An 11,625-nucleotide genomic window follows, 5' to 3' on the forward strand; every position below is an offset into this window, starting at 1 on the left:
GGTTAAGGATTAGTTTTCTTTTGAAAACGGTTTACCTTCATACCCAGCTGTGAAGATTGCAGTTAAGAATGCAGCACACACACCAAGAACTAATAATAATCTCATGGAAGTACCCTCCTCATGGAATGAAAAATTTCTCAATATTAAGTATATCCTATCTAGTAAGGCTTGACCATTAATATTTTATGACGAAAATGGTTCAAATAACGGAGATGGGGAATCATAAAAATAGGAGGAATGATGATGACAAAAGAAAATGAGAAAATTTTAAATGGTTATATGGCAAATAACATGGAAGAACTCATCTATTTAGGGAAGCAAATGGAGGATTTACGGGATGGCAAGCAGCTAGAGGAAGATGGGCGGAATCCAGATCCACAACAATTCGATGAAGAATAAGGATGGCAACATAACACCATGATACGATAGGACCCCTCCGAGTAGATATACTGCTATAATTGATATTTTATTTCATATATTGTGAAAAAATGGACACAAATTAAGGTGTACAGGAATATCATATAACAGGAGGGGTCTATACGGATAAGGAGTCTATCGTAAATGGCTATATGGCCAGTACAATGAAGGAGTTAAAAGCATTGGGGAAACAAATGGAACATATTAAAGAACAGCAGCGGGGAAGTAATCGAAAGGCAGAGCCTAAAGAAACGGATAAGGAACAATAAAAACCACGAAGCATTTGAGCTCTTCGTGGTTTTTTCTGTTAAAAGAATGATTAGCTACGAGAGTATTCGCTTAACTCTTCACGTAGTTTTGCCTTTAAGAATTTTCCTACCGATGTTTTTGGGATTTCATTTAAGAAGACAACATCGTCTGGAATCCACCAATTTGCAAATTGCCCTTCAAGCGATTGAAGTAATTCTTCTTTTGTTGCTGTAGCGCCTTCATGTAATACGACACATGCGAGTGGTCGCTCTTGCCATTTTTCATGCGGTACCGCAATCACTGCCGCTTCAAAGACAGCAGGGTGTGACATTAACGCATTTTCTAAATCAACTGAAGAAATCCATTCGCCACCAGATTTAATTAAATCTTTTGTGCGGTCTGTAATTTTGATATAGCCTTCTTTTGTCAAAACAGCAATATCGCCCGTATACAGCCAACCATCGCGGAATGCTTCAGACGAGCGCTCGTCTTTATAATATTCCGATGCAATCCATGGTCCTCGAATACGTAGCTCGCCCATTGTTTTACCATCTTGAGGGACCGGACCGTTTTCATTGACTATTTCTGTTTCAATTAGGGAAACCGTTAGCCCTTGTGTCGCACGAATATCGAGTCGCTCGTCTTTGTTATAGTCATCCATTTCTGTCGTGTAGTTTGAGATAGAAACAAGTGGCGACGTTTCGGTCATACCGTAACCGACAACGAATGGTACACCTAATTTTTCTTCGTATGCTTGAATGAGCCCTTTCGGTGATGCAGAGCCGCCTGAGATGACTAGACGTAAAGAGGATAGGTCACGCGGATTTTTTTCTTGCTCCGCTAATACTCCTAACCAAATGGTCGGTACCCCTGCAGTCACCGTGACTTTTTCCCGTTCCATTAAATCAAGCAGTAATGGCGGTGTAAACATTGGCCCTGGTAGTACAAGAGTCATACCGTAGTTCACGGCTGCAAATGGGAGCCCCCAAGCATTGACATGGAACATTGGGACAATCGGCATGCTGACATCACGCTCACATACCCCAAATGATTCGGCTAACCCAAGTGCCAGGCTATGTAGCACAATACTACGATGATTATACACGACTCCTTTTGGCATACCAGTTGTAGCGGATGTATAGCACATACCAGCTGGCAAATTTTCGTCTAGGTCATCAGGAAATGCATAATTTTCATCTGCCTCAGCGAGTAAAGCTTCATAAGAATAGACATTTTCAAAGCTAGATTCAGGAACGACTGTATCATCGCGCATGACAATAATATGCTTCACTGTTTTTAAATGTGGAAGCGCTGGCTCTACTAGTGGGAACAAATCGCCATCAATTAATAAAATTTCATCTTCCGCATGATTAATAATATAAATAATGTGCTCTGGTGCTAGGCGAATATTAATCGTATGAAGGATAGCACCCGCACAAGGAACAGCAAAATAAGCCTCAAGATGGCGGTGGTGATTCCACGCAAACGTACCCACCTTTGTGCCGCGTGTCATCCCGAGTTTTGTTAAAGCGTCGGCTAGGCGACGTGTACGCTTAGCATACTCTGCATATGTGATACGATGCGTCATTGTTTCACTTGTACGAGAAACGATTGTTTTGTTCGGGAAATATCTCTCTGCCCGTTTTAAGAATCCTGTTAATACTAATTGTGTATCCATCATTTCTAATCATCCCCTTTTAGAAAAAATACGTACAAAGGATAAATATTCTACTTAATTAAGAAAATTCCTTTTAAAATGAAGACGATTTCGAAATAAACGTTCGACACAAAAAGAAAATGTCCCGGGAACCCCGAGACATTTTGATTAATGTGGTAAAAAGACAAGTTGGATAACAAATAGGACAGCGAATAAATAAAGAAGTGGATGTACTTCACGTGCTCGCCCTTTAACGACCTTCATTAATGGATATGAAATGAATCCTAACGCAATACCAGTGGCAATACTTGATGTTAAAGGCATTGTTAAAATAACAAGGAATGCAGGGAAGGCTTCATCGAAGTTGTCCCATTCAATATTTTTCACTGCACCAATCATTAAGCTACCAACGATAATAAGCGCCGGTGATGTAATGGCTGCTACGCCAGATAATGAGGCAACAAGCGGTCCGAAGAAGGATGCAACCATAAACAGTACAGCGACTGTTAACGTCGTTAAACCAGTACGCCCACCAGCAGCAACACCAGCAGAAGATTCGATATAGGCACTCGTTGGGCTTGTACCGAACATTGATCCGACTGTTGTTGCAACAGAATCCGCAAGAAGTGCATGACGTGCTTTCGGTAATGTATCACCTTTCATTAAACCAGCTTGCTTTGCTACCCCAATCATTGTACCTGTCGTATCAAATAGCGTCACTAAAATAAATGAAAAGACAACGCCGTATAACCCGTAAGAAATGACATCACCGATTGCGGTAATTGGGTTCCATACTAAAATCCCTTCTGGTAAGTGAGGACTTGCTACAATCCCGTCTATTTTTAGATGACCTGTAATACTAGCGACGATAGATGTCGCAACCATTCCTAAAAATAGAGCACCATGTACATTTAGTGCCATTAAAACGACTGTAATAGCTAATCCAAATAGCGTCAGTAGAACAGCAGAGCTAGACAAATCTCCAAGTCCAACTAAGTTTGCTTCATTTGCTTCGACAATGCCTGACATACGTAAACCGATGAATGCGATGAAAAGACCGATCCCCGCTGTAATCGCTAGCTTTAAATTTGCTGGAATCGCTGTAATTAATTTTTCACGGAAAGAAGTTAAACTTAAGCCGATAAAAATTAAACCCGCTACAAAGACAGCAGCAAAGGCTGTCATGTAATCAATGGTACCATTGGAGCCTAACACGACAGCATAAGTGAAGTAGGCATTCAAACCCATACCAGGCGCAATCGCAATTGGATAATTCGCCATGAAGGCCATCCACAAAGTACCGATAATTGCTGAAATAATCGTTGCCATAAATACTTGATCAATCGGAACACCCGCATCAGCTAATATAATTGGATTGACGACAACGATATAAACCATTGTTAAAAATGTTGTTAAACCTGCTAACAGTTCTGTTCTTACAGTTGTGTTATTTTCTTTTAGTTTAAACATGTAAGGAACCTCCCTAAACACGAACGATATTAAAAACATTTTATATAATATTCGTTTTTTAGAGTAAATGCAACTATTTTTATTAAATTTTTGTGTGTTGCCTAAAATTGTTATAATAGAAATAGTGAGAAAAAAGGAGTGAGAAGCTTGAATTTACAATCTACAAAGAAATTAGCGAACGGTGTGGACATGCCCATTTTAGGTCTTGGTGTATATAAAATGACAGATCCACAAGAAACAGTTGAAGCCATTACAAAGGCATTAGACGTTGGATATAGAGGGATTGATACAGCTGCTCTTTACTATAACGAAGAGCAAGTAGGCGAGGCGATTCGCCATTCGGGTGTACGACGTGAAGACATTTTTGTGACAACGAAAGTGTGGAATACTGACCAAGGCTATGACAATACATTACGTGCATTTGAAGTATCATTGAAAAAGCTAGGCATGGACTATGTAGATTTATACTTAACGCATTGGCCAGTAGAGGGGAAATATCCTGATACGTACCGTGCCATTGAGCGTTTATACGAGGAGAAATTAATTCGTGTACCTGGTGTATCGAACCATCATGAGGCACATTTGCAAGAAGTGATGAAAGTGGCCCAAATCCCACCAATGGTCAATCAAATCGAAGCACACCCGTATTTATCACAAGAGCCTTTACGTGCATTTTGCGCTGAACAAGGAATAGCAGTCACAGCTTGGTCACCGCTTGGACGAGGTGGCGTTTTACAAGATGAAGCGATTGTGAACATCGGTGAAAAGTATGGTAAATCAGCGGCACAAGTTGTACTACGTTGGCACATCCAAAATGACATTCTTGTCATTCCAAAATCGGTCACACCAGCTCGTATTGAAGAGAACGCCGATATTTTTGATTTTGAACTTTCAACTGAAGACATCGTAAAAATCAATCACTTAAATCGTAACCAACGTTTTGGTAAAAATCCAGATAACTTCCACTTTGATTTCTAATGAAAAAGAAGCGCTACAAATGTTTAGCGCTTCTTTTTTATGCTTGGTTATTGATCCTTCACCGTAATAATTTGATTTAGAAATGGATGTGTGAATTGTAATTGAATGGCATGTAGCTCATAATCACCACTAGCTGTTTGGCGTGCATTGTACATTGTATCGCCAACAATTGGGTGTCCGAGATGTGCTAGATGAACACGAATTTGATGTGTTCGACCTGTCTCTAGCACTAAGTGAACGACGCATGTCCCTTTGAAGCGTTTGATGACTTCATAATGGGTAATCGCATGTTGACCTGATGCTGATACAACGCGGCGTGTATTGTGATGGCGGTCTTTGCCGATAGGGGCATTGATTGTACCGCTGTCTGATCGAATATTGCCTTGTACTTCGGCTTCGTATGTGCGAATAATGGATTTTTCTTCAATCATCCGGTCAAAAACAGACTTCGCAATCGGATGCTTTGCCACGAGGAGTAAGCCCTTTGTTCCTTGATCGAGACGATGAACATGCTCCGCATATGTGCCACCATTTGCTTGAATATGTGCCATTACATGATTCATGCAAGTATTTACATCAGATGCTTCATTCGGATGTGTCGCCATTCCTTTTGGCTTCGATACAATTAAACAGTGCTCATCTTCATAACGAATATTAAGATGACAGCTCTGTGTTGGTTTGTAATTGGAAGTGGGCATCTCAAAAGAAAATGTTAATTTTGTGCCCTTCGGTAGTGCCTCCTTCCAGTTGACCGGTTCACCGTCTTTCGTAATCGCCTTTGCCATACGTAATTCATGTACTTGTTTTTTACCTAGTCGCCACTCGTTACGAAGTAGCTCTTCTACCGTTTCACCGTCGCGTACGATTTCATATTGAAACATCGTTATATTCCCTCCCAAAAAGAAAGTACCCTTACTATGAAGGGTACCCTACATTGATTATTTTCCTACACTTTCGAAAAATTCGCGTGCCTCAGCTTCGCTATGGTCGCCATATAAACGTGTAACCTCTTCACCATGTTCAAAGTAAATTAACGTTGGTGTTCCTTTTAGGTCATACGTTGTCCACGCATTTTCAAACTCTAACACGTTTAATTGGTCAATTTGAACGTCTTCTTCTTTAGCAGCAGCCATTAACTTTGGCGTGAATTGTTTACAATACCCACACAATGGGCTGAAGAAGTAAGCGAAAACCTCTTTACCTGAGTCGATTTTTTTCTGTAAATCTTCCGGTAAAATAATGTTTTGATAGTTTTCATCATCTAATAAATCAATAGTTGATTGCTGTAAATTCTCTGTACCATATGGGTTATTTTTTAGCTTACTCGAATTTGATTGGCTTTGTAATACAAGCATAGCTCCAAATAATAATACGACGACTGCGCCAATAATACCTAATTTTTTCAAGTTATTTTTCCTCCTTTAAACCCTTTAACATATAAAAGCTAACACCCGCGATGATGATAAATGCAGTAAGTGCAAGGAACGGGATTGTAATAAAGCCGAGCCAATTAATGTATGCTCCTGTACAAGAAACTTGTCCACAAGAAGGAGCACTTTCCTGTAAAAACGTAATTTTTTGAATGCCGTAGTGATAAAGTGAAATACTACCACCTATACAAGCAAATACGGCTGTCGTTAAAGCGATACGTGCATTTTTTTGTATGTACGCTACAGCTGAAATAATGACAATCGGATACATTAAAATACGTTGATACCAGCACATTTCACACGGGATATAGCCACGTACTTCTGAAAAATACAATGATCCTAACGTAGCGATGAGCGACACAGAAAAAATCGCTAGCAAGCTATTTTCCATTTTTTTGTTCATAAATAAGACCTCGGTTATTTTTTGTAATTTATAACGCAACCTCACTTAATTTGGCTGAGTTGTATCTTGTTAATTCTTTCTTGATTATAGAGGGTCATGCTTGAGATGTAAATTCTTTCGATTTAAAGGTATTTCATTTAGGTAAATAGGTAGAAGGAGTGTGAAAAATGAGTGAACTAAATATGGCACAATTTGAAAAGAAGATGGTTATTCGTCATATGGAGTTTGATGATATTGAGGCCATTTTAGAAATCCAGCGCTTATCGTTTCCGGGTATGGTCCCTTGGGAGAGAGCGCATTTATATAGCCATTTAACGATTTTTCCAGAGGGACAAATGGTAGCAGAATTTGAGGGGAAAGTTATTGGCTCTTGCTCAAGTCTTCGGATTAATTTTGATGAATATGATGACCGTCATACATGGAATGATATTACGGATAATGGCTTTATTACAAATCATGACCCAGATGGTTACAATTTATATGGCATTGAAGTTATGGTGCATCCGAATTTTCGTCGGATGAAGGTTGGGCAACGGCTGTATGAGGCCCGAAAAGATTTAGCAAGGTCATTGAATTTGAAATCCATTATTATTGGGGGACGAATCCCAAATTATCATCTTCATGCAGATGAAATGAGTCCGCGTGAGTATGTCGATGCTGTGAGTCGTCATAAAGTGTATGACCCGGTGTTAACATTCCAAATGATGAACGGCTTTATATTGATGCGCATTAACCCTAATTACTTATCAGACGATAAAGCGTCAGGGAAGTACGCAACATTAATGGAGTGGAATAATGTTGATTATAAACCGCAGTCAAAGCGTCATTTTAAAACGAGCTATCCGGTCCGGATTTGCGTTGTGCAATATATGATGCGAAAAATTAGCAGCTTTGATGATTTTGCGCAGCAGTGTGAGTACTTTGTGGATGTGGGCTCAGATGCGGCAGCTGATTTTGTGGTATTTCCAGAAATTTTTACGACGCAGCTCATGTCTTTCTTGCATGAGAAATCTCCATCACAAGCGATACGAAAACTAACGGAATTTACCCCGCAGTATATTGAATTATTTACGAATTTGGCGGTGCGCTATAATGTCAATATTATCGGCGGTTCACATTTTGTAGTGGAAGAGGACGAGGAAATTTATAATATTGCGTATCTGTTCCGACGAGATGGTACGATTGAAAAACAGTATAAAATTCATATTACACCGAATGAACGAAAATGGTGGGGCATCTCAAGTGGCGATATTGTAGAAGTATTTGACACAGATTGTGGGAAAATTGCGATTCAAATTTGTTATGATATTGAGTTTCCTGAGCTTGCTCGTATTGCCACAGATATGGGGGCTAATATTATTTTTACGCCATTTTGTACAGAAGATCGTCATGGTTACTTACGCGTCAAGTATTGTGCGCAAGCGCGTGCAGTAGAAAATCAAATTTATACAGTCATTTCTGGTACAGTCGGCAATTTGCCAGAAACAGAAAATATGGATATTCAATATGCGCAGTCTGCGATTTTCGCACCGAGTGACTTTGAATTTGCACGAGACGGGATCGTAGGGGAGACGAACCCAAATGTAGAAATGGTACTCATTGGGGATGTCGATTTGGAAATCTTACGGCGTCAACGTCAAGGCGGCACCGTAAAACATTTAAAAGACCGTCGTCATGATGTATATAGAATAGATTATTTAAAAGAAGAGTGAAGCATTGTCCTATAGGTGAAAGCTTATAGGGCAATTTTTTTGGATCTGTTTATGTGAATGGCACGTGAGTAAATTTTCATAAATATATAGAACGAGCAAAACGTGGAGCTATCCGGTCAAAATGGGTAGCTATGCGAGCAAAATAAAAACCCGTCTCACCCAAAGAAATATTTCATAGCCGAAAATGAGAACCTTTCAAACTCGTCCCGCAATTTGTTTATGATATGATAAAAAATAGAAAGGGTGGAAGCGATGAACGACCATTCGAATATTACGATTTTAAAAGAAATTGCAGAATTGCTAAATGAAGAAACAGAAATGATTCCGATGCTAAAAGGAGCATTACATAAATTTTTAACGGGTACGAAATTTGATACAGGGTGGATTTTCTTTATTAATGAAAAAGGAAAGCCAGAGCTTGTCGTACATGAACACCTGCCAGAAGCACTGGCATTTAACAGCTGCGAGTATTTACGTAAAGGTGGTTGCTGGTGTGTGTCAAAGTACCGAAAAGATGAGTTAAAGCGTGCATCCAATATTATTGAATGTCAGCGTATTGAGGCAGCGATTGAAGCGGAAGTTGGAGATCCACAGGGTATCACACATCATGCGACAGTACCGCTACAATCAGGTCAGGAAAGATTCGGCATTTTAAATGTTGCATCGAAAAATACAGTGCGTTTTTCAGAGGAAGATTTAGAGCTTTTAGAATCTGTTGCCTTTCAGCTAGGTTCAGCGATTAAACGGATTTTACTTGTGAATGAGCAACAAGAAATTGCACTTGTCCAAGAACGAAATCGTTTAGCACGTGATTTGCATGATTCGGTCAACCAATTACTGTTTTCGGTGACGTTAACATCAAGGGCAGGCATTGAAATGACGGATGACGCACATATAAAAGAAACATTTAAAGAGATTCAAAATTTAACGCAGGAAGCATTAAATGAAATGAGGGCACTCATTTGGCAGCTACGTCCGCGCGGGTTAGAAAGTGGTCTGATCGAGGCCATTAAAAGCTACGCAGAGATGTTAGGTTTAAAGTTAAATGTCAGTGTTTCAGGTGTACTTCAATTTCCGTCTCGTGTAGAAGAAGCACTGTTTCGTATGACACAGGAAGCATTAAATAATGTACGCCGGCATGCCGGGGTGAAAGAAGCGGATATTTTTATGACGGTCACACCAACAGATGTACTACTCGTCATTAAAGATGAGGGCAGAGGATTTGTAATTGATTCGAATGTAGCGCTCTTATCCATTGGCTTGCAATCTATTCGAGACCGGGCAAAAGCAATTGGTGGTACAGCAGACTGGGTAAGCGAACTCGGAAAAGGAACAGAACTATTAATTCGTTTGCCATACTAGAAGGGGGGATTCGATGATTCGCGTATTAATTGCGGATGATCATCATGTCGTGCGTCGGGGGTTACTATTTTTCCTAAAAACACAAAAAGATATTGAAGTGGTGGGAGAGGCGAAAAATGGCCTTGAAGCAATAGGGATGGTTGAGGCATTAAAACCAGATATCGTATTAATGGATTTAGTTATGCCAGAGATGGACGGGATTCAAGCAACGAAAAAAATAAAAACAAAGTGGCCTCACGTTCAAATCTTAATGCTAACAAGCTTTTCGGATAAAGATCATGTATTGCCAGCGTTAGAAGCAGGGGCATCTGGCTATCAGTTAAAAGATATTGAGCCAGATGAACTTGTTGAATCGATTCGGACGATTATGCGTGGCGAAAACACAATCCATCCTGAAGCGACGACACAGCTAGAGGAAGGATTACGTGCAGAGGAAAACTTACCGCATGTGCTAAATCCATTAACGCCAAGGGAACAGGATGTATTGGCGGAGCTGACGAAAGGGAAAAGCAATCGTGAAATTGCTTCCTCACTATTCGTGACAGAAAAAACGGTAAAAACACATATATCTAATATTTTTACAAAACTAGAAGTACAGGATCGTACACAAGCCGCATTGTATGCAGTGAAGCATGGGTTAACGGAAGGCAGCGGGCTACAATAATGGTTGAGTAGGCAAGTGAATCCTGAAATGAAGCAAATAAAGGCGAAGCGGCATAGTGTCCGCTTCGCTTTTTCCTTTTATATGTAAAAAACTTGATTTCGATGAATGTTCTAGTGTACTATTTAAATAGTACACTAGAACAGAGGAGTTTACAGGATGAAAAAGTTTGTGAGTTTGGTCAAGAAAGAGTGGCACAATTATAAGTTATGGTTGATTTTACTCATTTTTGCAGGTGCCTTCTTTATCGGCGTATTACCAACATATGCAGATCGCCTATTAAATTTAGTGCTTTCACCAAGTGATGTGCGTTTAACGGCAATCTTTATGGGGATGACGGTGTTATATTTGGTTGCAACGATTCAATTTATCCTGAGTATTCGACGAGACATAAAAATGAAGGAAATATGGCTTCATAGTACGAGAAAGATTACGACATTAATTGGAGCGAAATTATGTTTTTCGGTTATGTGGGCAACAGCTTTAAGCTTTATTTACGGTCTGGCAAGCTATTTCGTAGGTGATGCACTACAGGGGGAGATGTACCAATTAATCTTTTTCCACATGATGTATGTGTTATTGGCTTTTCTCTTTGTCATCTTATTTACAGTGACGGCATTAGTGTTTTACGCAATTTATTTACAATTAAAACGCTATATTGGTCTAGCTAGTATTGTCGTAACGGGCATTTCCTTTTTCCTATCTATTTATATTTTTGTTAAATGGACAGAATCGGAAAAATATGGAAAAATAATGTATGTTGGAGAGGTCTCTTTAGCGCCTTTAGAGAAATTTTTCCCGGCTATATATAGAAGCGAAGCTTTGATTATAGGTCATGTATATGTGATGGAGGAATTATTCTCAATCGTTTTACTAGTAGGTTGCTTTATCGTGGCGAGTAAGTGGATTGAGAGGGTGATTACACGATGACGCAAGATTTTGCAAAGGATAAGCCAATTTATTTGCAGCTAGTAGAGCGAGTTTGCGGTGAAGTATTAAGAGGCGATTTAAAGCCCGGGGATAAATTGCCTTCTGTGCGAGAGTATGCTATTGAATCTGGGGTTAATGTGAACACAGTACAACGGGTATATAAGGAGTTGGAAATGTTGGAAATGACCGAAACAAGGCGGGGACAGGGTACATTTATTACAACAAATGAAGAGCGCATTAAGCATTTGCGAGAAGAGATGAAGGAGCAAGTGGCTACTCAATTCATTACAGCTATTCAATCGCTCGGTTTTTCAACGGAGGAAATGCTTGAAGTGTTAAAGAAAAAGGGGTAAAGC

The 11,625-nt window shown here is 39.7% G+C and carries 12 protein-coding genes; 7 read left to right on the forward strand and 5 right to left on the reverse strand.

Annotation, left to right across the window (positions count from 1 at the left end; genetic code table 11):
• The first annotated feature begins 243 nt into the window (after positions 1-243).
• The gene (locus AC3II9_RS19160; protein ID WP_391371609.1) at positions 244-399 is read left to right on the forward strand and encodes a multidrug ABC transporter ATPase; all 156 of its coding nucleotides are present in this window, start codon (positions 244-246) and stop codon (positions 397-399) included.
• A 337-nt stretch (positions 400-736) separates the two neighbouring features.
• Here the strand turns inward: AC3II9_RS19160 and AC3II9_RS19165 are convergent, their stop codons facing one another.
• Together AC3II9_RS19165 and AC3II9_RS19170 are read right to left on the reverse strand one after the other, a co-directional pair.
• The gene (locus tag AC3II9_RS19165; RefSeq protein ID WP_489158027.1) at positions 737-2,347 is read right to left on the reverse strand and encodes a long-chain fatty acid--CoA ligase; all 1,611 of its coding nucleotides are present in this window, start codon (positions 2,345-2,347) and stop codon (positions 737-739) included.
• A gap of 144 nt (positions 2,348-2,491) precedes the next feature.
• On the reverse strand, positions 2,492-3,793 hold the full coding sequence (locus tag AC3II9_RS19170) for an NCS2 family permease (protein WP_489158029.1): 1,302 nt from the start codon (positions 3,791-3,793) through the stop codon (positions 2,492-2,494).
• 147 nt (positions 3,794-3,940) lie between these two features.
• On the opposite strand from AC3II9_RS19170, the gene AC3II9_RS19175 reads away from it, so the two are divergent.
• On the forward strand, positions 3,941-4,771 hold the full coding sequence (locus tag AC3II9_RS19175; RefSeq protein ID WP_489158031.1) for an aldo/keto reductase: 831 nt from the start codon (positions 3,941-3,943) through the stop codon (positions 4,769-4,771).
• A 47-nt stretch (positions 4,772-4,818) separates the two neighbouring features.
• On the opposite strand, the gene AC3II9_RS19180 is transcribed toward AC3II9_RS19175, so the two are convergent.
• From AC3II9_RS19180 to AC3II9_RS19190, 3 genes are read right to left on the reverse strand one after another with little or no spacing between them, the layout of a single operon-like run.
• Complete coding sequence (locus tag AC3II9_RS19180; protein WP_489158033.1) at positions 4,819-5,652, reverse strand: RluA family pseudouridine synthase; 834 nt, start codon at positions 5,650-5,652, stop codon at positions 4,819-4,821.
• Positions 5,653-5,709: 57 nt separating this feature from the next.
• Entirely contained in the window at positions 5,710-6,177 is a 468-nt protein-coding gene (locus AC3II9_RS19185) for a thioredoxin family protein (RefSeq protein WP_489158035.1), read from the reverse strand.
• Position 6,178: 1 nt separating this feature from the next.
• Complete coding sequence (locus AC3II9_RS19190) at positions 6,179-6,604, reverse strand: disulfide oxidoreductase (RefSeq protein WP_489158037.1); 426 nt, start codon at positions 6,602-6,604, stop codon at positions 6,179-6,181.
• 167 nt (positions 6,605-6,771) lie between these two features.
• On the opposite strand from AC3II9_RS19190, the gene AC3II9_RS19195 reads away from it, so the two are divergent.
• From AC3II9_RS19195 to AC3II9_RS19215, 5 genes are all read left to right on the forward strand, one after another.
• On the forward strand, positions 6,772-8,316 hold the full coding sequence (locus AC3II9_RS19195) for a GNAT family N-acetyltransferase (protein WP_489158039.1): 1,545 nt from the start codon (positions 6,772-6,774) through the stop codon (positions 8,314-8,316).
• 252 nt (positions 8,317-8,568) lie between these two features.
• Positions 8,569-9,678: a GAF domain-containing sensor histidine kinase gene (locus AC3II9_RS19200; protein ID WP_489158040.1), complete on the forward strand. Its 1,110-nt coding sequence runs from the start codon at positions 8,569-8,571 to the stop codon at positions 9,676-9,678.
• Positions 9,679-9,691: 13 nt separating this feature from the next.
• Positions 9,692-10,342: a response regulator transcription factor gene (locus AC3II9_RS19205; protein WP_489158042.1), complete on the forward strand. Its 651-nt coding sequence runs from the start codon at positions 9,692-9,694 to the stop codon at positions 10,340-10,342.
• Positions 10,343-10,498: 156 nt separating this feature from the next.
• On the forward strand, positions 10,499-11,269 hold the full coding sequence (locus AC3II9_RS19210; protein WP_489158043.1) for a hypothetical protein: 771 nt from the start codon (positions 10,499-10,501) through the stop codon (positions 11,267-11,269).
• Complete coding sequence (locus AC3II9_RS19215) at positions 11,266-11,622, forward strand: GntR family transcriptional regulator (protein WP_489158045.1); 357 nt, start codon at positions 11,266-11,268, stop codon at positions 11,620-11,622. Before AC3II9_RS19210 ends, AC3II9_RS19215 begins: the two co-directional genes overlap by 4 nt.
• The last annotated feature ends 3 nt before the right edge of the window (positions 11,623-11,625 follow it).

It is taken from the genome of Lysinibacillus sp. RU7 (assembly GCF_057837305.1).